Annotated in this window: 17 protein-coding genes and 3 tRNA genes; 13 read left to right on the top strand and 7 right to left on the bottom strand. The window is 69.4% G+C overall.

From position 1 onward, the window contains the following. Nucleotides 1-154: 154 nt before the first annotated feature. Complete coding sequence (locus AB4091_RS04165) at nucleotides 155-1,198, top strand: M4 family metallopeptidase (RefSeq protein WP_442290462.1); 1,044 nt, start codon at nucleotides 155-157, stop codon at nucleotides 1,196-1,198. An 84-nt stretch (nucleotides 1,199-1,282) separates the two neighbouring features. Here AB4091_RS04165 and AB4091_RS04160 read toward each other — a convergent pair whose 3' ends face one another. Beyond that, nucleotides 1,283-3,637 (bottom strand): heterodisulfide reductase-related iron-sulfur binding cluster, encoded by a 2,355-nt coding sequence (locus AB4091_RS04160; protein WP_442290461.1) that lies wholly within the window; start codon nucleotides 3,635-3,637, stop codon nucleotides 1,283-1,285. A 341-nt stretch (nucleotides 3,638-3,978) separates the two neighbouring features. Between AB4091_RS04160 and cysK the strand changes: the two genes are divergently transcribed. From cysK to AB4091_RS04145, 3 genes are all read left to right on the top strand, one after another. Then, nucleotides 3,979-4,908 (top strand): cysteine synthase A, encoded by a 930-nt coding sequence (gene cysK, locus AB4091_RS04155; RefSeq protein ID WP_442290460.1) that lies wholly within the window; start codon nucleotides 3,979-3,981, stop codon nucleotides 4,906-4,908. Between the two features lie 42 nt (nucleotides 4,909-4,950). After that, nucleotides 4,951-5,679 (top strand): serine O-acetyltransferase EpsC, encoded by a 729-nt coding sequence (gene epsC, locus AB4091_RS04150; protein WP_442290459.1) that lies wholly within the window; start codon nucleotides 4,951-4,953, stop codon nucleotides 5,677-5,679. Nucleotides 5,680-5,934: 255 nt separating this feature from the next. Beyond that, nucleotides 5,935-6,022 (top strand) — tRNA-Ser (locus tag AB4091_RS04145). A gap of 554 nt (nucleotides 6,023-6,576) precedes the next feature. Here the strand turns inward: AB4091_RS04145 and AB4091_RS04140 are convergent. Beyond that, nucleotides 6,577-6,783: a lactococcin 972 family bacteriocin gene (locus AB4091_RS04140; protein ID WP_442290458.1), complete on the bottom strand. Its 207-nt coding sequence runs from the start codon at nucleotides 6,781-6,783 to the stop codon at nucleotides 6,577-6,579. A gap of 962 nt (nucleotides 6,784-7,745) precedes the next feature. Between AB4091_RS04140 and folP the strand changes: the two genes are divergently transcribed. Together folP and AB4091_RS04130 are read left to right on the top strand one after the other, a co-directional pair. Continuing rightward, a complete protein-coding gene (folP, locus tag AB4091_RS04135; protein ID WP_442291388.1) occupies nucleotides 7,746-8,618 on the top strand; it encodes a dihydropteroate synthase in 873 nt (290 codons plus the stop codon). Between the two features lie 228 nt (nucleotides 8,619-8,846). Then, nucleotides 8,847-9,050: a cold-shock protein gene (locus tag AB4091_RS04130; protein WP_013491183.1), complete on the top strand. Its 204-nt coding sequence runs from the start codon at nucleotides 8,847-8,849 to the stop codon at nucleotides 9,048-9,050. 116 nt (nucleotides 9,051-9,166) lie between these two features. Here the strand turns inward: AB4091_RS04130 and AB4091_RS04125 are convergent, their stop codons facing one another. Beyond that, nucleotides 9,167-10,705 carry an LCP family protein gene (locus tag AB4091_RS04125; RefSeq protein ID WP_442290457.1) on the bottom strand — a complete coding sequence of 513 codons (1,539 nt, stop codon included), beginning with the start codon at nucleotides 10,703-10,705 and terminating at the stop codon, nucleotides 9,167-9,169. 193 nt (nucleotides 10,706-10,898) lie between these two features. Between AB4091_RS04125 and AB4091_RS04120 the strand changes: the two genes are divergently transcribed. Beyond that, a tRNA-Ser gene (locus AB4091_RS04120) sits at nucleotides 10,899-10,988 on the top strand. Between the two features lie 228 nt (nucleotides 10,989-11,216). On the opposite strand, the gene AB4091_RS04115 is transcribed toward AB4091_RS04120, so the two are convergent. Together AB4091_RS04115 and AB4091_RS04110 are read right to left on the bottom strand one after the other, a co-directional pair. Then, complete coding sequence (locus AB4091_RS04115) at nucleotides 11,217-11,723, bottom strand: DUF6328 family protein (RefSeq protein WP_442290456.1); 507 nt, start codon at nucleotides 11,721-11,723, stop codon at nucleotides 11,217-11,219. Nucleotides 11,724-11,826: 103 nt separating this feature from the next. Further along, on the bottom strand, nucleotides 11,827-13,671 hold the full coding sequence (locus AB4091_RS04110) for a phosphoenolpyruvate carboxykinase (GTP) (RefSeq protein ID WP_442290455.1): 1,845 nt from the start codon (nucleotides 13,669-13,671) through the stop codon (nucleotides 11,827-11,829). Nucleotides 13,672-14,090: 419 nt separating this feature from the next. On the opposite strand from AB4091_RS04110, the gene AB4091_RS04105 reads away from it, so the two are divergent. Further along, a tRNA-Arg gene (locus AB4091_RS04105) sits at nucleotides 14,091-14,163 on the top strand. A 112-nt stretch (nucleotides 14,164-14,275) separates the two neighbouring features. Here AB4091_RS04105 and AB4091_RS04100 read toward each other — a convergent pair. Both AB4091_RS04100 and AB4091_RS04095 read right to left on the bottom strand, forming a co-directional pair. Further along, nucleotides 14,276-15,244, bottom strand: coding sequence for a hypothetical protein (locus AB4091_RS04100; protein WP_442290454.1), 969 nt, complete (start codon nucleotides 15,242-15,244; stop codon nucleotides 14,276-14,278). Between the two features lie 94 nt (nucleotides 15,245-15,338). After that, a complete protein-coding gene (locus tag AB4091_RS04095) occupies nucleotides 15,339-15,791 on the bottom strand; it encodes a MarR family winged helix-turn-helix transcriptional regulator (RefSeq protein ID WP_442290453.1) in 453 nt (150 codons plus the stop codon). 137 nt (nucleotides 15,792-15,928) lie between these two features. Here AB4091_RS04095 and AB4091_RS04090 point away from each other — a divergent pair, with 137 nt between their 5' ends. From AB4091_RS04090 to AB4091_RS04070, 5 genes are all read left to right on the top strand, one after another. Next, the gene (locus AB4091_RS04090; protein WP_442290452.1) at nucleotides 15,929-16,624 is read left to right on the top strand and encodes a maleylpyruvate isomerase family mycothiol-dependent enzyme; all 696 of its coding nucleotides are present in this window, start codon (nucleotides 15,929-15,931) and stop codon (nucleotides 16,622-16,624) included. Between the two features lie 96 nt (nucleotides 16,625-16,720). Then, a complete protein-coding gene (locus tag AB4091_RS04085; protein ID WP_442290451.1) occupies nucleotides 16,721-18,361 on the top strand; it encodes an AMP-binding protein in 1,641 nt (546 codons plus the stop codon). Nucleotides 18,362-18,553: 192 nt separating this feature from the next. Next, the gene (locus AB4091_RS04080) at nucleotides 18,554-20,611 is read left to right on the top strand and encodes a sunset domain-containing protein (protein WP_442290450.1); all 2,058 of its coding nucleotides are present in this window, start codon (nucleotides 18,554-18,556) and stop codon (nucleotides 20,609-20,611) included. A gap of 134 nt (nucleotides 20,612-20,745) precedes the next feature. Beyond that, nucleotides 20,746-22,506 carry an arginine--tRNA ligase gene (argS, locus tag AB4091_RS04075; protein ID WP_442290449.1) on the top strand — a complete coding sequence of 587 codons (1,761 nt, stop codon included), beginning with the start codon at nucleotides 20,746-20,748 and terminating at the stop codon, nucleotides 22,504-22,506. Between the two features lie 70 nt (nucleotides 22,507-22,576). Further along, the gene (locus AB4091_RS04070) at nucleotides 22,577-23,287 is read left to right on the top strand and encodes a flavodoxin family protein (RefSeq protein ID WP_442290448.1); all 711 of its coding nucleotides are present in this window, start codon (nucleotides 22,577-22,579) and stop codon (nucleotides 23,285-23,287) included. Nucleotides 23,288-23,291 lie beyond the last annotated feature (4 nt).

Genomic DNA, 23,291 nt, shown 5'->3' with positions numbered 1-23,291 from the left:
CGATTCACCGTCGGGTCGGGTTGGGCAAGAGTTTGTGAGAGCGTTCTCACGGTGTGGCGCAGTGCCGCAGATTCCGGATCTCGCAACTCCCCGCAGCGGTCCCGACCGGCCTACGCTGACGCGAGTCAGCGTCGCGCCGAGGAAGGGAACGCGGATGGTCGCACGTCGAACGGCAGTGGGCATCGGGGTCGTCGTCGCAGCAGCGCTCGCCGGCACGTCCCTTCCGGTCCAGGGGGCCCAGGGCGCACCGTCGCCCTTCAACCACACAGCCACCGGCACCGTGTTCCTGCCCAACCCGGTCCAGGACCTCGGCAACGAGCTGCTCACCGACCAGAAGGACGCCGACTACGCGGCGTTGGCGCCGGCATACCACCGGGTCACGCTCACCGACCTCGACGGGTCGGGCACGCTCACCGGGGCGTACGCAGCGGTCAAGAGCTCGACGGGCAAGCCCGCCGCCAGCATCGACGGGGCCTTCCCCGCGTTTCACCGCGACGCCGACCAGTTCGAGCAGGTCATGGGCTACCACTGGGTGACAACTGCGCAGCGCTACCTCCAGCACCTCGGGTTCGGGTCGACCCTGCGGCCCGTCAACCAGCGACAGATCGAGGTGCGCGTCGGCCAGTTCGGCGGTGACAACTCCTTCTTCAAGGACACGAAGGCGAACATCACCCTCGGCAAGGGCGGCGTCGACGACGGTGAGGACGGCGAGGTCATCGTCCACGAGTACGGCCACTCGGTGCAGGACGGCCAGGTGCCGGGCTTCGGCACCGGCCCCGAGTCCGGCGCCATCGGTGAGGCGTTCGGCGACTACCTCGCCGTCGTCGTGACGAGCTGGGCCGCCGGCGCCCCGACGAAGACCCCCGAGGCGTGCGTCGCCGACTGGGACTCGACGTCGTACACCAGCGACGTCCCGCACTGCCTGCGTCGCCTGGACGGCAACAAGCACTACCCGGCGGACGTCATCGGCGAGGTGCACGCCGACGGTGAGATCTGGTCGCGGGCGCTCTGGGACATCCGCACCGCGCTCGGCGACACGAGGGCCAGCACGCTCATCGTCGAGGCGCAGTTCGCCTTCACGGCCGACACGTCGTTCCGTGACGCGGCGACTGCCACCGTCGCAGCCGCCCGGCGGCTCTACGGGGCGTCGGCCGCCACGGCGGTGACCCGGGCGTTCCACGCACGCGGCATCCTCTGACCGCACGAACCATCGACGAAGAGGCCCCTCCCCGAGCGGGGAGGGGCCTCTTCGTGCCCTGGGGGCGTATGCCGGCCGGCCGGGTCAGGCGACGGGTGCGGGCTCGGGGTCCGGCTGGGGCTGAGGCGTTTCCGCCTCGGCCGGCTCGCCGCCCCCGTCGCTGCGGCGCACCGCGGCGAGCAGCATCTGGGCCACGTCGACGACCTCGACCTCACCCTCTGCCTTCTTGCCGTCCTGCACGGCGGCGTTGAGGCCGTCGGTGAGCATCACCTTGCAGAAGGGGCAGCCGACGGCGATGCGGTCGGCACCGGTGGCGAGGGCCTCCTCGGTGCGGTTGTTGTTGATCCGGGTGCCGAGCTTCTCCTCCATCCACATGCGGGCGCCGCCGGCGCCGCAGCAGAACGACTTCTCCTTCGAGCGCTCCATCTCGGCGTACTCGACCCCGGGGAGGATCTGGAGCAGCTCGCGCGGCGGGGCGTAGACCTGGTTGTGGCGGCCGAGGTAGCACGGGTCGTGGTAGGTGACCTTGGCCCCGGTGGAGGCGGCGCCGGTGAGGGTGCCGGCCGAGGCGGCCTCGCCCGGGCGGGCCACCGGGGTCAGGCGCTTCTCGCGCACGAGCCGGTTGAGCAGCTGCGTGTGGTGCAGCACCTCGTACTGGCCGCCGAGCTGGGGGTACTCGTTCTTGATGGTGTTGAAGCAGTGCGCGCAGGTGACGACGATCTTCGTCGCGCCGACCTCGTTGAGGGTCTCGACGTTCTGCTGCGCGAGCATCTGGAAGAGGAACTCGTTGCCGGCGCGGCGGGCGGAGTCGCCGGTGCAGGCCTCGCCGTCGCCGAGCACCGCGAAGGAGACGCCCGCGGTGTCGAGCAGCTCGGCGACCGCGCGGGTCGTCTTCTTGGCGCGGTCCTCGTAGGCGCCCGCGCAGCCGACCCAGAAGAGGTAGTCGACCTCGTCCAGGCTCTCGACGTCCTGGCCGACCTGCTTGACCTCGAAGGGGAGGTCCTTGGCCCAGTCCATCCGCAGCCGCGGCGCGAGGCCCCACGGGTTGCTGTTCTTCTCGAGGTTCTTGAACAGGCCGTTGAGCTCGGACGGGAACGCCGACTCGATGAGGTTCTTGTAGCGGCGCATGTCGACGATCGCGTCGACATGCTCGATGTCGACAGGGCACTGCTCGACGCAGGCTCCGCACGTCGTGCACGACCACAACACGTCCTCGTCGATGACGGCGTCAGGTCCGTGCGGGTTGTAGGCCGTGAGCGGGTGGCGGATGTCGTAGCCGGTCTCGCCGACGAGCTGCTCGGTCGCGACCGCGCCCTTCGTGGCGTCGGAGAAGTTGTCGGCGGCGGCGTCGATGCCGGCGGCGCGGACCTCCTCGGAGGCGAGGAGCCACGGCGACTTGGCGTGCGCGTGGTCGCGCAGCGCCATCACGAGCAGCTTCGGGCTGAGCGGCTTGTCGGTGTTCCACGCCGGGCACTGGCTCTGGCAGCGGCCGCACTCGGTGCACGTGGTGAAGTCCAGCAGGCCCTTCCAGGTGAAGTCCTCGACCTTGCCGACCCCGAGCGCGGCGTCCTCATCGAGGTCCTCGACCTGCTCGAAGTCGAGCACCTCGCCGCCGACCTTGATCGGCTGCAGCTCGCCGAGGCTGGTGCGGCCGTCGGCGTGGCGCTTGAAGAAGATGTTGAAGAACGCGAGGAAGCGGTGCCAGGCGACGCCCATCGTCGGCTGCAGCGCGATGGTGATCATCCACGCGAAGCTGATCAGGATCTTGATCGCGGCGATGACGACGATGAGGTTCTCGATCGCGCCGACCGACAGACCCGTGAAGAAGTTGCCGATCCAGCCGGTGAGCGGGAAGTGCAGCGCAGTGTCCATGCCGGTGCCGGTCTTGCGGGCGAGCGTCCACTCGAGCGCACGGAGCAGACCGATGCAGAGGGTGACGCCGAGGATCGTCAGCTCGACGTAGTAGGCCTGCCACCACGTGGACCCGAAGAAGCGGCTGCGGCGGCCGTCCTCACCGGCGGCGGAGCGCGGGTGGTTCTTCTGCCGGATCGCCATGAGCAGGACGATCGAGATGAAGCCGGCGAAGGCGAAGAAGTCGGTGACCCACTCGTAGAGGAAGAAGTGGCCGATCACCGGCAGCACGAACTCCGGCTGGAACAGCTGCCCGAACGCATTGAGCAGGGTGAAGAACAGGACCCCGAAGCTCACCATCGTGAACCAGTGGGCCACCGCGACGACCGGCAGCCGCGACATGCGGGTGTGGCCGAGGAACTCGCGCAGCAGCGTGCGCGTGCGGGCCCCCTTGTCGTCACCGCGGTCCTCGGGCTGCCCGAGCCGGAACGTCGCGAGGAAGTGGTTGACCGTCTTGACCAGCAGGGCCACGGCCACGGCGGTCACGCCGAGACAGACGACGACGGCGACGATCTGGAGGGCAGTCATGGCGGCGAGTCTACTGACGAGTTAGCAAGCGCTTAGTGAATGTGACGGCCGTCGCGGCGTGACACTCGTCCCTTCGCAAGGCCACGGCATCCGAGGACGTATGCCGCAGGGCCGGCTCCAGGGCCGGCTCTGCGCGGACGCCACGCGTACGAGCACGGCGCCACCCGGCATATGTCGTCGGCGCGCCGTGGAGCGCCCGGATCATGGTCGGCCCCTTGGCAACGGATAACCGTGTGTTGGAATATGCATAACGAGGACTCGGTTGTCGCAGACAACCGAGCGGACCGAGAGTCCACCGATGCCAGCGCACCCAGCCGCACCCAGCCGAAAGGGCCCCAGCAATGCCGATCTACGAGGACGTCACCAAGCTCATCGGGAACACGCCGCTCGTGCGCCTCAACAAGGTCACCGACGGAGCCGAGGCGACGGTGGCGGCGAAGCTGGAGTTCTACAACCCGGCCAACTCGGTCAAGGACCGCATCGGCGTCTCGATCATCGACGCTGCCGAGGCCAGCGGTCAGCTGAAGCCCGGCGGCACGATCGTCGAGGCGACCTCCGGCAACACCGGCATCGCGCTCGCCATGGTCGGTGCGGCCCGCGGCTACAAGGTCGTGCTCACGATGCCCGAGTCGATGAGCAAGGAGCGCCGCGCGCTGCTGCGCGCCTTCGGCGCCGAGCTCGTCCTCACCGACCCGGCGACCGGCATGAAGGGTGCCGTCGCCAAGTCCGACGAGATCGCCGCCGAGCGCGGTGGCGTGCTGGCGCGTCAGTTCGCGAACGAGGCCAACCCCGAGATCCACCGCAGGACGACCGCGGAGGAGATCTGGAAGGACACCGACGGCGAGGTCGACATCGTCGTCGCCGGCATCGGCACGGGGGGCACCATCACGGGTGTCGGCCAGGTGCTGAAGGCGCGCAAGCCCGGCGTGCAGATCATCGCCGTCGAGCCGGAGGAGTCCGCGATCCTCAACGGCGGCCAGCCCGGCCCGCACAAGATCCAGGGCATCGGCGCCAACTTCGTGCCGGAGATCCTCGACACCTCGATCTACGACGAGGTCATCGACGTCAACGCCGACACCGCCGTGAAGTGGGCGCGCCGCGCCGCGACCGAGGAGGGCCTGCTCGTCGGCATCAGCTCGGGCGCCGCCATCGCCGCCGCCGTCCAGGTCGCCCAGCGCCCCGAGAACAAGGGCAAGACGATCGTCGTCATCATCCCGTCGTTCGGCGAGCGCTACCTGTCCACGGTGCTCTTCGAGGGCCTGGTCGACTGACGCCGTCCCGCACCACCCCTCAGTGCCACCAAGGAGACGTGCATGAGCACCGCACCCCAGATCGACCGCAAGCACAGGCAGGCCGAGCCGCCGCTGACGCTCGTGCGCGGTGAGGGTGGCGCGGGCGTCCCTGCTGGTGCGCCCGCCGGGCCCGTTGCGCCCGAGGCCGAGCCGCCGACGTATGCCGGTCCGTTCGGTCTCGTGCGCAAGCTCGCCGACCGCTTCGTCGAGGACGTCGACGGGGCGATCGAGCGCGACCCGGCCGCGAACTCGCGGCTCGAGGTCGCCCTCACCTCACCGGGCCTGCATGCGATCTGGGCGCACCGCGGCATCCACGAGCTGTGGAAGCGGCCGGGCGGTCGGCTGCCCGCCCGGGTGCTGGCGACGGTCGCGCGCTCGGTCACGGGCGTGGAGATCCACCCTGCTGCCAGGCTGGGCCGGCGCTTCTTCATCGACCACGGCATGGGCGTCGTCATCGGCGAGACGGCCGAGGTCGGCGATGACGTCATGCTCTATCACGGTGTGACCCTGGGTGGCCGCTCCATGCAGCACGTCAAGCGGCACCCGACCGTGGGCAACCGCGTGACCATCGGTGCCGGCGCCCGCGTGCTCGGCCCGGTGCTGGTGGGCGACGACGTGCAGATCGGCGCCAACTCGGTGGTCGTCAAGGACGTGCCGAACGGGTCGGTGGCCACCGGCGTGCCGGCGGTCGTCCGCTTCCCGAAGCGCGACACCGCGAACCAGTGGCTCGACCCGGCGATGTACATCTGAGCGCAGCTCGCTCGCGAGCTCCACGGACGCTCCCTGAAGAGGGCCCCGACCGCAACCCGGCCGGGGCCCTCGGCCGTCCGCGACCTGAGGTGGCCGGGCCTTGAACCGTCCTGTGATCGGGCGCGAGATCGCCCAGCCCCTCTCGTCCAGGCGCAACAGCTGCGCGATCAGCAGCAGTTCGTGACGCCGGACGACCTCGAATCGACGGGCCCGCCCAGCGCCCGGTCGTCAGCCGGTTAGACTTCCGCGGACACTGGAGGGCTCGCATAGTGGCCGAGTGCGGCGGTCTTGAAAACCGCTATGGGTTCATAGCCCATCGTGGGTTCGAATCCCACGCCCTCCGCAAGATGCTCCGTCGGCGCGGAGCGCCTTCGGAGCATCTGCGGAGGCGCGGGATGAAGGGAAGCGCTGAGCCCGGGCGAGGGACGAACCCGGAATCAGCGCGGAGTCCACGCCCTGCGACCATCAGCGCCGGAGCCACGAGAGCCGCCGGCAGGGCCACCCACGACGGCCGACGTGCCAGGTGCCCGAGCAGCCCCAGCACGGGTCCGGTGACGAGCGCAGCCACGCACCAGAAGAAGGTGGCGTTCCAGTCGAGCCACGGCGTGATCCCCACGGCGGCCTTGGCGACGTAGTACGAGAGGACGGCCACGAGCAGGCCGGCGGTCGCCGAGAGCACGGCCGACACGGTCCGGCCGGCGGCCCAGCCGAGGGCGAGCCCGAGCAATCCCCAGGCCCAAGGCGCCCCGAGCCAGCCGCTGACGTAGCGGAGCCAGACCACGCCCGGATCGGGCCGCAGGGAGAGCACGCCGTAGCCCGACGCCAGCGCGCCCAGGATGATCGACCCCGCTCCCAACGCGACTGCTGCGCCCAGGGAGTGCACGGCCGTCCGGCGGCTCACGGGTAGGTCGCCCAGTACACCTTGCACAGGGCGCCGATCTGGATCGACTCGGAGATGTGCGCGTCGGCGTGGTCGAACTGCCACGCGTACACCTTCTTGCTGGTGGTCATGACGGCAGTCGCCGAGTGGTAGTAGGAGGTGTCGTAGTACTTCGACCAGCAGTGCTTCTGGCCGTTCTCGTCGTACGAGCCGTAGGTCCACACGCCACCGCCGACGTCCTGGCGTCCGTAGGAGGCCGCGGGAGCGTCGCGGGGTCGACGACGCCGCGGGACGGGGGTCGGAGGACGAGTCGAGCTCGACCCAGCCGCCCACGGTGCGGCCCTCTGCGTCGACGACGGCCCCCGACTGCGACGGTCGGGGCGGCGCCAGGTCGGGTGACCCGGGCGACCCCGGCACGCCGGCGGCACTGGCAGCAGCCGGCGCCAGCGCTGTAGCGAGGACGAGACCCGCGGTGGTGGTGAGTGCTCTGCCAGGCCGTGCGCGCATGGTGGCCCCTGTGTCTCGTTCGGCTCGACCGAGCCCCGTCGATGGGCGGGCGACCATGCCCGCTCTGCCGATCCAAGCGCTCACGGCCGAGGTCCGCCACCGGAGTCGAGATGTGCACGTGGACATGAAAAAGGTCTCCGGGGGAGCCGGAGACCTTTGTTCTCAGGTGCTCGAGCCGGCGCTGCCGGTGCGAGCGGGTGCACGTGCTGTTCAGAGCAGTCCGAGGCGCTCCTCGAACGTCGTGCTGGAGTTGTACTGACCGACCGGCGGGGTGGGTGACGGACGGTTCATGGCCGCGAAGAACGACACGATGTACGACATCTCTGTATTCAGTTTCCTTGGATGGCAAAGCCCCCATCCGACGCGTCGTTGGGGGCTCGGTGGTCGACCGTCATTGCGGGACGATCAGGACCGGCAGACCATCCGCGACCCGACCGGGAGCATGGCCGGGCCGTGGGTGACGTCTGCGAGGCAATCATAACAGTTCCGCAACCATGCTCCTGACCACCATTGACCTTCGTCGGTCATCGTGAGATACGACAGTGTGACCAGACCTGCCCACCCGGATCCCGGGCCACCGACCGCCGAGATCCTGAGCCGTCTGGCCCCTTTGGACCTGCCCGCAGCACACCCACTCGTCCTGCGTGGCAAGCGATTCGACGCCTCCACTCCGGCCGTGATGGCGATCGTCAACCGCACGCCCGACTCCTTCTTCAGCGGTAACCGGCATGACGACCTCGAGTCGGCGAAGGCAGCTCTGGCCCGCGCCGTCGAGCTCGGTGCCGACCTCGTCGACGTCGGGGGAGTGCGGGCCGGCCAGGAGGGGGAGGTCGTCGACGCCGACGAGGAGACTCGTCGGGTCGTGCCGTTCCTGCAGTGGGCGCGCGCCGCCTTCCCCGACGTCATCCTCAGCCTCGACACCTGGCGCTCGGAGGTGGCCCGAGAGGCCGAGGGCGTCGTCGACCTCGTCAACGACACCTGGGCCGGCCATGACCGCGACCTCGTCCACGTCGCGTCGGCCATCGGCGCCGGCTACGTCATCTCGCATACCGGCGGGCTTCCGCCTCGCACCGACCCGGTCGACGTCACCTACGGGGCCGACCCTCTGGACGTCGTTCGAGACGTCGTGCGCACCCTCGCCGACGGTGCCCACGAGGCCGAGCGAGCCGGCGTACCGAGGGAGCGCATCCTCGTCGACCCGACCCTCGACTTCGGCAAGACGACGGCGCACTCGCTCGAGGTCCTTCGGCACACCGCTGACGTGGTCGCGCTGAACTACCCTGTGCTGCAGGCGATGTCGCGCAAGGACTTCGTCGGTGAGGCCCTCGACCTCCCTGCCGAGGAGCGGCTGGAGGGCTCGCTCGCGGCAACGGCTGTCGCGGCCTGGCTCGGAGCCACCGTCTTCCGCGCACACGACGTGCGGGCCACGCGGCGGGTGGTCGACATGGTGGCCACGATCCGCGGTGACCGGCCCCAGCAGGTGGCTCTCCGAGGCGTCCGGCCCGCCGAGCCGCGGGAGCCGTCGATGGGAGCCCCGCCGAACGGCGCGTGAACCGGGCAAAAAGCAATCGGTCTGACGGGCCGACCGGACGGTATTCTGCTAGGTTCGTCGCGGTTGCAGTTGCAGTTCCTCGTAGTCGAGCAGGTGCCCGTCATCCGCAACGATGGCGGGATTTCTGTGTCGGCTTCGGTGGGTTCGCCCGTCGAGTGGAGTCAAAGCGGCAGCTTGGGATTCGCGAGGTGCGTTGTCCCACACGCTAAAGAAGGAAGAGTTACCGGTATGGCACAGGGAACCGTCAAGTGGTTCAACGCTGAGAAGGGCTTTGGTTTCATCGCCCAGGACGGCGGCGGCCCCGACGTTTTCGTCCACTACTCGGCCATCCAGTCGAACGGCTACCGTTCGCTGGACGAGGCACAGCGAGTCGAGTTCGAGGTCACGCAGGGTCCGAAGGGCCCGCAGGCCGACGCAGTTCGCCCGCTCTGATCACACGAGATCAACAGCAACGAGCGACACCAACCTCAGTCGTTTGTGACAAAGCCCCCGGCCATCGGCCGGGGGCTTTGTTGTGTAGAGGGGCGCAGGCCTCTCGGGGCCTGGGCTCAGCCGCACTCGTCGTAGGACGCGGTGGTGGGCGACGACGACGGCGTCTTGGTCGGCTTGGGGCCGGACGTCGAGGTGGTGCTGCTGGTCGGCGTCTTGACCGGTGGCGCGATGCCCTTCTTGATGAAGGCGTGGATCGCGTCGTAGTCGGGCCGGACCGAGTTGAAGTCGGGCACCTGCGTCAGCGCGAGGCTGTTGATCTTGCCGCTCTTCTGGACTCGCTCGATGAGGTTGACGAAGGCGGGCAGGTTCTGCGCCGGGATGTCGGTGTAGATGTTGTCGCGGGCGATCCGGGCGATATCGGGGTACTTCGCGACCATCGAGGCGGGGTCGACCTGCTTGACGACGGCCTGGATCACGCAGCGCTGTCGCGCCTGGCGGAAGTTGTCGTCGTCGGCGGCCCGGGTGCGGGCGTACCAGAGGGCGAGGTTGCCGTTGAGGTGCTGGCGGCCGGGGCTGAAGTAGCCGGTCTCGCCGATGACGCCACCGTTGCCGTCGCTGTGGCCACCGATGGGCAGCTTGGTGCCGTTGCCGCTCAGCTTGACGTTGATCGTGACGCCGCCCATCGCGTCGATGAGCTGCGAGAAGCCCTTGAGGTCGATGACGACCGTGTGGTCGATCTTGAGGCCGAGCACCTCGGAGATGACGTTGCGCGTCTCGTCACGGCCCGGGGCCGCGCCCGAGTAGGAGCCGGGGTGGTCCTGGCGGTACTGGTCGACCTCGGACCACACGGCGTTGAGCATGCACTGGTCGTTGGCGTTCTTCTGCTCGCGGAAGCAGACCGGCCGTCCGTAGGTGCCGCTCGGGTAGAGACCGCGCAGAGGGCTGGTCTTCGGCAGGGGAACGCGCTGGAGGTTGCGGGGCAGTGAGATGAGCGCCGTGCGTCCGCTCTTGGTGTCGATGCTCGCGACGATCATCGAGTCGGTGCGGGTGCCGGTGCGGCCGACGCCGGCGTCGGAACCGAGGAGCAGGATGTTGACGCGCGCCTGGTCGGCCCACGGGTCGTCGCCCTCCGCGACCTTCGCGCCGACGCCGGGCTTGACCGGCGTGCTGCCGAAGACCTGCGCGACGGTGGTCTGGGTGATGCTGGCGTACTCGGCGAACTTGAAGGAGGACCCGGCCACGAGGAAGACCATGAGGGTCGTGAAGGCCGCCAGCGCCCGGGTGCGGGCGCGGTCGAGCCGGGTGGGCCGGGACTGCACAGCGGTCAGGATGATCGAGCCGCACCACAGGATGCCGCCGACGACGAAGGCGACCGCGAGGGCCTGCAGGACGTTGGGGCGCGCCACCACCGAGAGTGCGGCGTTCGTGAGGCCCGTGCGCATGACGTAGTAGCCGCCGACGCCGAGGCTGACGATGGCGACCAGCAGGATCAGCCAGCCGGCGCGGCGGCTGCGGGTCTGGGTGAGACCGGCACCCGGGACGACGGTGCCGAGAGCGGTGAGGCCGAGGGCGCGCCGAAAGCCCGACGACAGCTCACGTCGGATGGCCTCTCGGCTCGCGGGCGCAACGGGACCTCGCGCGTTCGGGTGGGTCATGGGATCCTCTCTCGACCGGCTCGCGCGCACGAGCCGACAGCACATTGTGCCCTGCGATCCTGATAGATGCCGCATCGGATCATGTGTCGCCGGTCAATCCGGGTCACCCCGGTTTGGGCCGTGCCCGCCGGTGCCGGTAGCCTGTGCTGGCCCGTGCATCCGACGCCGCCCCGGTGGCCGCGATCACAGGCACGGAGGCGTCGCATAGTGGCCTAGTGCGCCCGCCTGCTAAGCGGGTTGAGGATAAAACCTCTCGCGGGTTCAAATCCCGCCGCCTCCGCCAGAACGAACAGAAGGACCCCCGACACGCTTTTCGTCGGGGGTCCTTCTGCTCGTTCTACTGGAACCCGTGGGATTTGGGAGGAGCTGGGAAGTCCCCGAGGAACGAGGGGACTCCCCAGCGACGGCTCCCGCCGCCGACGTCGTTTCCTGTCAGGAGGCGGCATGACGCCGGCCGCAGACATTGGCCTCTCGAGGTGCGGCGACCCGCAAACATTGGCCTCTCGACGGTTCAGGTGGGGGCGTCCGCGCGGTGTCGCCGCTGGCGCTGGCGGTGGCGCTGTGACATGGGCAGCAGCACCCACAGGACGGCAGCGAGCAGCGCGATCGCGCCGCCGATCCAGAACGCGGTCGAGTGCGAGAGGAGCACGTCGAGCACGAGCACGACGCCGCCGACGATGCCGATGACGAGGAAGAACATCCCGGTCCCGATGAGGGTGTCGGTCTGGCGCACCACGAAGTCCTTGAGCCCTTCGCGGAAGAGCATCCGGTGCATCGCGACCGGTGCCATGAAAACGAGCGTGCTGAGGGCGACGGAGAGGAGCGTGATGACATAGATCGTGCGCTGGATGTCGCTCAGCGTCGTGAATCGCTGCTGGAACGGGATGGTCAGCAGGAACGCGAAGAGGATCTGGACGCCGGCCTGGGCGATGCGAAGCTCCTGCAGCTGCTCGCCGAAGTTGCGGTCGATGCGTTCGGCTTCGCTCTCGTCGCGGGTGTAGGGCTGCGGCTCGCTCATGTGAACCATGTACCCCCATGACGGAGGGCCCGGCACCTGTCGGTGCCGGGCCCTGCATCACGTCGCCCGACCCTTACCGGCAAGCAGGGGGCGGACCGGCCTCTCAGTGCTCGCTGACGCGGGCCTTGAGGGCGTCGAACTCGGCCCACAGCTCCGCGGGGAGCTGGTCGCCGAACTTGTCGAACCACTCCTGGATGAGGGGCAGCTCCTTCTCCCAGTCGGACGCGTTGACCTTGATCGCCTTGGCGACCTGCTCGGGCGTCAGGTCGAGGCCGTCGACGTCGAGGGCGCCCTCGGTCGGCACGAACCCGATCGGGGTCTCCACGGCGTCGGCATCGCCGTCGAGGCGCTCGATCACCCACTTGAGCACACGGCTGTTCTCACCGAAGCCGGGCCAGAGGAAGGAGCCGTCCTCCTCGTCGCGACGGAACCAGTTGACGCCGAAGACGCGGGGGAGCTTGGAGGCGTCCGCGCTCTTGCCGATCTCGAGCCAGTGGTTCATGTAGTCGCCGGCGTGGTAGCCGATGAAGGGCAGCATCGCCATCGGGTCGCGGCGCACCACACCGACGGCGCCGGTGGCGGCGGCGGTGGTCTCCGAGGAGAGGGTGGCGCCGATGAAGGTGCCGTGCTGCCAGTCGCGCGACTCGTAGACGAGCGGCACGGTCGTCTTGCGGCGGCCGCCGAAGAGGATCGCGTCGATCGGCACGCCGTCGGGGTTGTCGTACTCCGGGGCGATCATCGGGCACTGCGAGGCCGGCGTGCAGAAGCGGCTGTTCGGGTGGCTCGAGAGCGTGCCCGCCTTGCCGTCCTCGGGCGTCCAGCTGTTGCCGTGCCAGTCGGTGAGGTGCGCCGGGGGCTCGTCGGTCATGCCCTCCCACCACACGTCGCCGTCGTCGGTCAGGGCGACGTTGGTGAAGACCGAGTTGCCCTTCTCGATGGTGGCCATCGCGTTGGGGTTGGTCGAGGCGCCGGTGCCGGGTGCGACGCCGAAGAGGCCGAACTCCGGGTTGACGGCATACAGGCGACCGTCGTCGCCGAAGCGCATCCAGGCGATGTCGTCGCCGACCATCTCGGCCTTCCAGCCGGGCACGGTGGGCGTGATCATCGCGAGGTTCGTCTTGCCGCAGGCGGACGGGAACGCGGCCGCGACGTAGTGCACGGAGCCCTTGGGCGAGGTCAGCTTGAGGATGAGCATGTGCTCGGCCATCCAGCCCTCGTCGCGGGCGATCGCCGAGGCGATGCGCAGCGAGTAGCACTTCTTGCCGAGGAGGGCGTTGCCGCCGTAGCCGGAGCCGTAGCTCCAGATGGTGCGCTCCTCGGGGAAGTGGACGATGTACTTCGTGTCGGAGCACGGCCACTTCACGTCGGCCTGGCCCTCGGCGAGCGGGGCGCCGACCGAGTGCAGGGCGGGGACGTATGCCGCGTCGGTGGCCTCGATCTTGCGCAGCACCTTGTCACCGCAGCGGGCCATGACGAGCATCGACACCACGACGTACGCCGAGTCGGTGATCTCGACGCCGAACATCGGGACCTTCGCGTCGAGGTGGCCCATCACGAAGGGGATCACGTACATCGTGCGGCCCTGCATCGACCCGCGGTACAGCTCGGTCATCCGAGCCTTCATCTCGTCAGGCGCCATCCAGTTGTTGGTGGGCCCGGCGTCCTTCTCGTCGACGGAGCAGATGTAGGTCTGCCCCTCCACGCGGGCGACGTCGCTCGGGTCGGACGCGCAGTAGAAGGAGTTCGGCTTCTTGCTCTCGTTGAGACGGACGAACGTGCCGGCCTCGACGAGCTGGTCGGTCAGCTCGGTCCACTCCTCGGGGGAGCCGGTGATCCAGCGGATGTCGCGCGGCTGCGTCAGCTCGGCGACCTCGGCGACCCACGCGGCCAGGCCAGCATGCGTCGTGTGTGTCTGTTTCTCGTGGGTCGTGGTCAACTCGGGGCCCATCCCTTCGCGCGCGGTGCCGCCCGGCACCACGTCGTGCCGGTGTGAAGCTGTCCGCCACGTGGATCCTGGGCGAGCCCGGATCGGGCTGCAGGTGTCCACATGCTGAACAGATGACGTGATGACTTCAAGGTACGCGTCGGCGACAGCGGCTTTGACCGCAAGCGAGAGCCCGGGCGGTGAGACGCCTCACAACGTCGCCGGCGCGCAAGAAATCCGACGCGGGGCTGTCGGTTTCTTGCAGGAATTTCACGACCCGACCGCACAGCGATGTCCGGAGCGGACGACACGGCACGCCGGCGTGTGAGGGCGGCTGTCGAGGGGGCGCAGACGGGCCGCCGGATCGGCCTCGTGGGCCGATTTCGTGGAAGCGGACCGCAGGCGCTAAGGTAACTTCTCGTTCGCCCGTCAGGGCGGATCACGCACCCGTAGCTCAACGGATAGAGCATCTGACTACGGATCAGAAGGTTAGGGGTTCGAATCCCTTCGGGTGCACTCTGTGTTGAGACAGAAGCAGGAGGCCCCGGCCCGCGGAGACGCGGCCCGGGGCCTCTTCTGTCGTATGCCATATGCCGCGGCTGTCGTATGTCGTGTGCGTCGCGCGCTGTCAGCAGACGGTGAGCGTGGCCGCGACGTAGCGTCCGGCAGAGTCGCGCACCGCGGTGAACGGGATGCCGGAGTCCCACGCGGGCATGCGCAGTTCCCCCGTAGTTGCGCTCGTCCAGCGGATGCGCGGCAGGTCGGTCACGACGCCACCGCCCCGCGAGTCACAGCCCCAGTTGTCCTTGTGCACCAGGTCGATCACGAGGAACCGCTCGCCAGCGGCGCGTGACGAGGCGGACGGTCGGGCGAAGGCGTGCGACGAGCGGGCGACCGCTTCGAGGTGGGCCAGGTCCGCGTCGAACCGGTGGGCGGCCTCAGCGCCGTTGGCCAGCTCGGCGAGCAGCTGCTCAGGTCCGGTGTGGCCGTAGGAGGGGTCGTACTCCTTCGCCGTTCGGATGTAGGTGAAGCTCTCCATCGCGGCTCGCCTCGAGGACAGGCCGCTGTAGACGATCAAGGTCGCGAGGCGCAGCTCGTCCGGCAGGCCGGCCGGCAGGGCCCGGTCGATCGCATGGATGTCCGCGGCGTTGACGGTGCGGGCGAGGGCGGGACTGATTGCCTTCCAGGGCGGCCCGGCGGCGTTGATGGCCCTGGCGGCGGCGTGCAACTGCCCGTCCATCCGCGTCGCAGCGGCGATGAAGGTTCGTAGCTGCGGCAGTGCCGTCGCGCGCGGCGTCGTGGTTGCGGTGGGGCGCGCTGGGCTCGTCGCGGTGCCCGAGCCCGTCGGGCCGGACGGTGTGACCGTCGAGGGGGTGGGGGTCGCCGACGTCGCGGTTGCCGTGCCGGTCGCTGTGGCGGTTGTGGTGGCTGCGCTCGCCGTCGGTGTCGTCGGCGGCGAGCCGCCGGTCGGCGGAGTCGAGCTCGTCCGCCCCATCAGGGCCACGACGACGGCGACCGTCGTCAGGAGGGCCACGGCGAGGAGGACGAGCGGGCGAAGCCTCACGGTCGAGGCCGGTTCGGGCGCTCTGCTGCTCACACTTCGAGCCTGCGACGAGCCGCGCGGCCTGCCCAGTGTCGGAGGTCCCGAACGGCGTGTGACGTTGGTCAAGCCACGGTGTGTGACCCCCCGCTCAGACCTCGTCGCGGTAGGGGTCGGTGATCTCGCGCAGGAGCGTGAGCGCTTCGCGCAGCTGACCCATGCGCCGTGTGCCGAGGTGGGCCTCCCAGTCCTTCTCGATGCGGCGCTCCTCGCCGCGGGCGACGGGCGTGAGTGCCTCGGCCTTGTCGGTGAGGCGGACCAGGCGGGCCCGACCGTCGCGGGGGTCGGGCACGCGCTCGACGTAGCCGGCCGCCTCGAGACGGTCGACGAGCGCGGTGGCCGTCTGTTTCGTCACCTGTGCCTGCTCGGCGAGCTCGGTCAGGCGGGTGCCGTGCGGTCCGATGCGGGCGGCGACCCTCGCCTGGGCGAGCGTGATGTCGTGGATGCCCGCAGTCCGCATCGCCGCCACCACCCGGTTCTCGACATCGCGAGCAGCGATGAACATGAGCAGGCCGATGAAGGGCTCGGAGGCCTCGGACGTCATCACACCTCTTGAACTAGTCAGCAAGCCGAACTATATTGGTCAGCCTATCGAACTAGATGATAGCGCCAAGGAATCGGCTGCAAAGCGGTTGCTCAGACCCCGCGGAGCGAGAGAATCTGTGACGGAAGGCGATCGACATGGCATCCAGGGCAACGGCAGCCGATCTCGACCTGATCTGGTCGGAGATCGACGACCAGCGCATCCGCACGGTGGCAATGCTCGAGGGGCTCACCGCCGACCAGTGGGACCACCCCTCGCTCTGCGAGGGCTGGACGGTGCGCCACGTGGCCGCGCACCTCACCCTGCAGCGTCAGCACGTGCCCGACATCGTGCGCTACCTGGCCAGACACCCCAGCGTGCTCGGGGCAGTGACCCTGAACCGCACGATCGACCGCACCGCGCGCCTGCAGGCGGCCCTGCCCACCGACGAGATCATCACCCGGATCAGGGCAGGCATCGGGTCGCGGCGACACAACTCCTTCATCGCTCCAGCGGGCAGCCTGTCCGACACTCTCGTCCACGCCCAGGACATGGCGATCCCGCTGGGGATCGACGTCGACATGCGCCCGACGGCGGCCGGCATCGCGGTCGACCACATCTGGGCGACTCGCCACGGATGGACCGGCTCGGTGTTTCGGCAGCTGCCGCTCGACGGTTACCACCTGGCGGCGACCGACACGGACTGGTCGGTCGGCAGCGGGCCCGAGATCACCGGACCGGCAGCCGGCCTGCTGCTGCTCGTCACCGGGCGTCGGGCCGGTCTCGCCCTACTCGACGGGGACGGGGCCGCCCAGCTGAAGATGGAGGCGCAGCCCGCCCGACGGCATACGTGATCGGTGTGGTGACGGCAACGCCGGACATCCCTTGCGCGCGAGGGTGCGCCGGGGTTGGGTGTGGGTGAACCGTCCACGGCCGCACGGAGGCACCCGATGACCGACGTTCTCGACACCCTCGACGCCACGCTGTCGCACACACGAGGCGAGAGCGACCCACCGCTCATCGAGCAGACGATCGGCGACAACTTCGACGCGACCGTCGCGCGCTTCGGCGAGCGGGAGGCGCTCGTCGACGTCGCGCAGGGCAAGCGCTGGACGTATGCCGCCCTGCAGGCTGACGTCGACCGGTTGGCTCGGGCGCTGCTGGCCGTGGGCGTTGCCACCGGTGACCGCGTGGGCATCTGGGCGCCGAACTGTTCCGAGTGGACACTGGTGCAGTACGCGACCGCCAAGATCGGGGCGATCCTCGTCAACATCAACCCCAGCTACCGCTCGCACGAGCTGCAGTACGTCCTCGGCCAGGCGGGCATCTCGACCCTCGTATCGGCGGAGTCGTTCAAGAGCAGCAACTATCGGCAGATGGTCGAGGAGGTGCGCGAGGAGGTGCCGGGGCTCGGCCGCGTGGTCTACATCGGCACGAACGACTGGGACGAGCTGCTCGCCCACGCCGACGAGGTGTCGGCCGACGAGCTGGCCCGGGTGCAGGGCGGGCTCAGCAACACCGATGCGATCAACATCCAGTACACCTCTGGCACAACGGGATTCCCCAAGGGCGCGACCCTCAGCCACCGCAACATCCTCAACAACGGCTACTTCGTCGGCGAGCTGTGCGACTACACCGAGGCCGACCGGGTCTGCATCCCGGTGCCCTTCTACCACTGCTTCGGCATGGTCATGGGCAACCTGGCGTGCACGACCCACGGTGCCTGCATGGTCATCCCCGCTCCCGGCTTCGACCCCGCTGCCACGCTGCGCGCCACCCAGGACGAGAAGGTCACCTCGCTCTACGGCGTGCCGACGATGTTCATCGCCGAGTGGAACCTGCCCGACTTCGACAGCTACGACCTGTCGAGCGTGCGCACCGGCATCATGGCCGGATCCCCTTGCCCCGCGGAGCTGATGAAGAAGCTCATCGCCGCGGGCATCAAGGAGATGACGATCTGCTACGGCATGACCGAGACGTCCCCGGTGTCGACGCAGAACCGCACCGACGACACGTTCGAGCAGAAGGTCGGCACCGTCGGGCGGGTCGGTCCGCACCTGGAGATCAAGATCGCCGACCCCGTCAGCGGGGAGACGCTGCCGCGGGGGCAGGCGGGCGAGTTCATGACGAAGGGCTACTCGGTGATGCTCGGCTACTGGGAGCAGCCCGACAAGACGGCCGAGGCCATCGACGACGGGTGGATGCACACCGGCGACATCGGTGTCATGCACGACGACGGCTACGTCGAGATCACCGGTCGCATCAAGGACATGGTGATCCGCGGCGGCGAGAACGTCTACCCCCGTGAGATCGAGGAGTTCCTCTACACGCACCCGGACATCCTCGACGCCCAGGTCATCGGCGTCCCGGACGAGAAGTACGGCGAGGAGCTGTGCGCGTGGATCCGCATGAAGGACGGCGCGACCGCGCTCACGGCCGAGTCGCTGCGCGAGTTCTGCACGGGTCAGCTCGCCCACTACAAGATCCCGCGCTACGTCGAGATCGTCGACGAGTTCCCGATGACGGTCACCGGCAAGATCCGCAAGGTCGAGATGCGCGAGACCACGGCGAAGAAGCTCGGTCTCGGCTGACTCGGGTGAATCCGGCTCAGGTGGCGGCGCGGTCCCCGTCCGGACCACGTCCCGGGTCAAGGCGATTCGCGACCCGTTGCACGAGCGGCCTGACGACACCCGACGGCGCGCTACCCGCCGCTCGGGTGCGCTCTCGCAGTAGGTTTCCGGGGGGACCGGTCGAGAAGGTCCGCAAACCATGAGGGGATTGACATGTCGGACACCGTCAAGCTGATTCTGTGGATCGCGGTGGCGGTCATCGTCATCGGCATCATCGTCTGGCTCTTCGTCAACGCCGGCCGCCGGCGCGAGGTCGAGGCCCGCCGGTTCGAGGCCGGCGAGCTCCGGGCCAAGGTCGAGGAGCGTCGACCTGAGGTGCTGGGCAGCCAGGACCGTGCGTCGGTCACGGCAGCCATGGCCGAGGACGCCAAGGCAGAGGCCGACCGTGCGGCCGCCGAGGCGAAGCGACGCGCCGAAGAGGCCCGACGCCTCGAGCAGCAGGCTGCGCAGCATCGAGCCGCCGCGGAGTCGGCCAACGCCGAGCACGCGGACCTCGAGCGCGAGGCAGACCGGGTCGACCCCGACGTGCGCACCGACGACGAGGGCTACCGACTGGACGACGACGGCAACCGCCTTGCAGGCCAGGAGGACTCGTCCCGACGCGGCGGAGGAGCAGCCTCTGCTGCTGCGGTCGGAGCAGCCGGCGCAGCAGGTGCCGGCGCAGCAGCCTTTGCCGGCAACCACGAGGACGACGAGGAGGACGACCTCGCTGACGCCGAGAACCCGTTCGCTCCGACGGGCTCAAGCCGTACGCCATCGGACTCGACGCCGGAGGAAGGCACCTCGGACGACCGCCCCTCGGCGTCTCGTGAGGAGCACGGAGCCGCTCCGGCGGCCGCCACTGGGGAGCCCGCCGGCGCGGCGGATGCCGAGTCTGTTGAAGAGACGGGGAGCAGCCGCTACGAGGAGCCCGCATGGGAGCCCTCCGACCCCGGGGTCGGACAGTCGACCCCTCGCGATGAGGCTCTCGTTGGTGACGGGGCCACACGCGACGCGGCCACACGCGACGCGGCCACTCGCGACGGGGCCACTCGCGACGAGGCGAATCGGGACGACGTGTCCCAGGTCAGCACCTCCGACGAAGCGATCACCCCGGCGCGAGCCGACGTCGAGGCTGGGTATGCGGAGGACGAGCCCGGCGACGCCGGTGCCCACTCCGACGACACCGTGGATGGTGACCCCTTGGACGAGCAGACGAACGACGAGCTGACGGCGCAGCAGACCTCTGAGCCGGGCGGAGCCTCCGCATCGGACGACCGTGACTCGACGGCCGACGGCCCGGGTGCAGGCACAGTCGTGGCAGGTGCCGGAGCGGCCGGCGCGGTCGCCGGCGCCGCGGCATCACGTGGGGGCGAGCGGCCTGACGAGCAGGGTGACGAGCGCAGCACCACGGACGGGACCCGCGGCGACGGCGACACGCTTGCGGCCGGGACGGACGAGGGCGACCTCGACGATGGTGTGGCATCAGAGTCCAAGGCTGCCGCCGACAAGGACCACGTGGACGTGCCGGCGCTCGCTGATCGCGACGAGGTGGTTGCCGAGGGCGGCACCCCGGCCACGGACCCGGGCGACCACCGCGGACAGCCCTGGGCGACCACCCCGGGGCAGCGAGGTCCGGAGGAGAGCGACGAACCCGCAGACGAGGGCCGCGACGTCGACATGGCCCCGCACTCGCACGAGAGTGACGAGGTGTCCGACGTGGACGAGCCGGTGGGCTCGACGTCGGAGGAGCCTCGCCGCCAGGAGGCCGAGCCGGCCCCTGACGTGGCCGCCGCTGCCTACCCCGAGGGCGATGACGCGAAGGTCGCCGGGTCGGCGTCCCAGCCGACGTCCGAGTCGACGCCCAGTGCGGAGGGTGCCGGCCCGTCTGCCTCCGCCGACGCAGCGGGCACGCGTACGGACGCCGGCGACACGCGTACCGACGCCGGCGACACGCGTACCGACGCTGGCGTCACGGAGACGGACTCGAAGGCTTCGACGGGACGCCGGATCTCGGAGTTCGACGAGGTCGTCGACGGTGGTTTCGGGCTCGGCTCGGCCGCGCCCATCGGCGACGGCGCACAGCCCCTGGGCCACGCGGTCAAGGGCACCCGGGAGGGCACGACCTTCCTCGGGCCCGACGACGAGGGCTATGACGACGCCGAGCCGGACGTCTGGTTCTACAGCGAGGAGGCGGCCCGTCGGGCCGGCTTCACCAAGCGCGGCGAGTGACCTCGCCGCCCGGTCGGGGTGAGCCGCCGTTCGCGGGCGACCACCTCGACCGGGCGGACGTCGCTGCCGTGCTGCACTCGCTCGGGCTGAAACCGTGGCGCGGGCACGACGCAGGCGCTCATAGACTGGCCCGCATGGTTTCACCGCTCGTCGCGCTCACGCCCAAGGTCCAGTCCGCGATCGCCGCCGCTCTCGGCGACGACTTCCGCGAGGCCGACCCGGTGCTGCGTCCGTCGCAGTTCGCCGACGTGCAGGTCAACGCCGCGCTGGCGCTGGCCAAGAAGGTCGGTATGCCGCCGCGTGACGTCGCGTCGAAGATCGTCGCCGCGCTCGACCTCCACGGCGTGTGCGACAAGGTCGAGGTGAGCGGTCCGGGCTTCATCAACCTCACCTTCACCGACTCGTGGCTGGCGGGCCTGCTCCAGGACGTCGAGGCCGACGAGCGCACCGGCGTCGCCCTCGAGCCGGCGCAGAACATCCCGATCGACTACTCGGCGCCCAACGTCGCCAAGGAGATGCACGTCGGTCACCTGCGCACGACCGTCGTCGGCGACTCGATCGCCCGCACGCTCGAGCACCTGGGCCACCAGGTGATCCGGCAGAACCACATCGGCGACTGGGGCACGCCGTTCGGCATGCTCATCGAGCACCTGCTCGAGGTCGGTGAGGGCTCCGACGAGGCCGGGCTGCTCGTCACCGACCCGAACGCCTTCTACCAGTCGGCCCGCGTCAAGTTCGACACGGCCGAGAAGGCCGAACCGGCCGGCAGCGCAGGCGACTTCAACGTGCGTGCTCGGTCGCGGGTCGTGAGCCTGCAGGCCGGAGACCCCGAGACCCTGCGGCTCTGGAACGAGCTCGTCGACCTCTCGAAGGTCTACTTCAACAAGCTCTACTCGACCCTCGGCGTGACGTTGACCGACCTGCACCTCGCAGGCGAGTCGATGTACAACGACGCGCTCCCCGGCATCTGCGCGGAGCTCGAGTCCAGCGGCATCGCCGAGGTGTCGGAGGGCGCCCTCTGCGTCTTCCTCGACGGCTACACGGGCCGCGAGGGCAAGCCGGTGCCGCTCATCATCCGCAAGTCCGACGGCGGATACGGTTATGCCACAACCGATCTCGCGACCATCAAGTACCGCGTGCACGACCTCGGTGCGCACCGCGTGCTCTACGTCATCGGGGCGCCGCAGTCGCTGCACCTCAACATGGTCTGGGACACCGCCCGCAAGGCCGGCTGGCTCCCCGACGACGTCGTGCCCGTCCACGTGCAGATCGGCAACGTGCTCGGCGACGACCGCAAGATCCTGAAGACCCGCTCGGGCAAGCCGCTGCGGCTCATGGCGCTGCTCGAGGAGGCCGTCGAGAAGGCGCAGGCGGTCATCGACGAGACCCGGCCCGAACTCGACGACGAGACCCGGGCGACGATCGCGCGCCAGATCGGCATCGGCGCCGTGAAGTACGCCGACCTGTCGGTCGCGCACGACAGCGAGTACGTCTTCGACCTCGACCGCATGGTCGCGCTGACCGGCAACACGGGCCCGTACCTCCAGTACGTCGTCGCGCGCATCCGGTCGATCTTCCGGCAGATCGGAAACGAGCCACTCGACCAGCACGCACCCCTCCTGGTCCGCGAGGCGTACGAGCGTGCCCTCGCGATGCACCTGCTCGGCTTCGGGGACGTCGTGGCCGAGGTGGGCGCCACGTACGAGCCGCACCGGCTCGCGGCATACCTGTTCGAGCTGGCCCAGACGTTCTCGGCGTTCTACGAGAACTGCCCGGTGCTCAAGGCCGACCTCGACGAGGCCAAGGAGTCGAGGCTCACGCTGTGCGCCCTCGTCTTCCGGGTCATGACGACCGGCCTCGACCTGCTCGGCCTGGAGTCTCCCGAGCAGATGTGAGGCGAGTGCCGCTCCGTCCGAGTGTGGCCGATTCCCTGTCACCCGGCACGAGGGGGAGGACAGTCGGACCATGAGCGAGTGGGACTTCACCGGCCTCAAGGCCACCTACGTCAACTGCACCCTCAAGAAGAGCCCGGAGCAGAGCCACACCCAGGGGCTCGTCGCCGCCAGCGCGGCCATCATGCGCGAGCACGGCGTCGAGGTCGACGAGATCCGTTTCGTCGACCATGACGTCGCCACCGGCGTCTACCCCGACATGCGTGAGCACGGCTGGGAGGCCGATGCCTGGCCGGACCTCTACCCGGGCATCCTCGACAGCCAGATCCTCGTCGTCGCGGGACCGATCTGGCTGGGCGACAACTCGAGCATCACCAAGCGCTTCATCGAGCGGATCTACTCGTTGAGCGGACAGCTCAACGAGAAGGGGCAGTACCTCTTCTACGGTCGGGTCGCCGGGTGCCTCATCACCGGAAACGAGGACGGCATCAAGCACTGCGCCCAGAACGTGCTCTACAGCCTGCAGCACGTCGGCTACACGATCCCGCCCAACGCCGACGCTGGTTGGATCGGCGAGGCGGGCCCCGGGCCGAGCTACCTCGACCCGGGCAGCGGGGGCCCCGAGAACGACTTCACCAACCGCAACACGACCTTCATGACGTGGAACCTCATGCACCTCGCGAGGATGCTGCACGACGTGGGCGGCGTGCCGGCATACGGCAACCAGCGGTCGGCCTGGAACGAGGGCGACCACTTCGGCTGGCACAACCCCGAGTACCGCTGAGGCC

Origin of the sequence: Terrabacter sp. 2RAF25, from assembly GCF_052115265.1 — a bacterium.
GTDB lineage: Bacteria > Actinomycetota > Actinomycetes > Actinomycetales > Dermatophilaceae > Terrabacter.
This window is presented reverse-complemented; position numbering and strand designations above follow the sequence as displayed.

Bases quoted from the DNA above. Each gene is read 5' to 3' on its own strand.
- AB4091_RS04090 (WP_442290452.1), top strand. From the start codon at position 15,929: ATGGCATCCAGGGCAACGGCAGCCGATCTCGACCTGATCTGGTCGGAG.
- AB4091_RS04160 (WP_442290461.1), bottom strand. From the start codon at position 3,637: ATGACTGCCCTCCAGATCGTCGCCGTCGTCGTCTGTCTCGGCGTGACC.
- AB4091_RS04165 (WP_442290462.1), top strand. From the start codon at position 155: ATGGTCGCACGTCGAACGGCAGTGGGCATCGGGGTCGTCGTCGCAGCA.
- argS (WP_442290449.1), top strand. From the start codon at position 20,746: ATGGTTTCACCGCTCGTCGCGCTCACGCCCAAGGTCCAGTCCGCGATC.
- AB4091_RS04130 (WP_013491183.1), top strand. From the start codon at position 8,847: ATGGCACAGGGAACCGTCAAGTGGTTCAACGCTGAGAAGGGCTTTGGT.
- AB4091_RS04095 (WP_442290453.1), bottom strand. From the start codon at position 15,791: ATGACGTCCGAGGCCTCCGAGCCCTTCATCGGCCTGCTCATGTTCATC.
- cysK (WP_442290460.1), top strand. From the start codon at position 3,979: ATGCCGATCTACGAGGACGTCACCAAGCTCATCGGGAACACGCCGCTC.
- AB4091_RS04070 (WP_442290448.1), top strand. From the start codon at position 22,577: ATGAGCGAGTGGGACTTCACCGGCCTCAAGGCCACCTACGTCAACTGC.
- epsC (WP_442290459.1), top strand. From the start codon at position 4,951: ATGAGCACCGCACCCCAGATCGACCGCAAGCACAGGCAGGCCGAGCCG.
- AB4091_RS04115 (WP_442290456.1), bottom strand. From the start codon at position 11,723: ATGAGCGAGCCGCAGCCCTACACCCGCGACGAGAGCGAAGCCGAACGC.
- AB4091_RS04125 (WP_442290457.1), bottom strand. From the start codon at position 10,705: ATGACCCACCCGAACGCGCGAGGTCCCGTTGCGCCCGCGAGCCGAGAG.
- folP (WP_442291388.1), top strand. From the start codon at position 7,746: ATGGCGATCGTCAACCGCACGCCCGACTCCTTCTTCAGCGGTAACCGG.
- AB4091_RS04080 (WP_442290450.1), top strand. From the start codon at position 18,554: ATGTCGGACACCGTCAAGCTGATTCTGTGGATCGCGGTGGCGGTCATC.
- AB4091_RS04110 (WP_442290455.1), bottom strand. From the start codon at position 13,671: ATGGGCCCCGAGTTGACCACGACCCACGAGAAACAGACACACACGACG.
- AB4091_RS04085 (WP_442290451.1), top strand. From the start codon at position 16,721: ATGACCGACGTTCTCGACACCCTCGACGCCACGCTGTCGCACACACGA.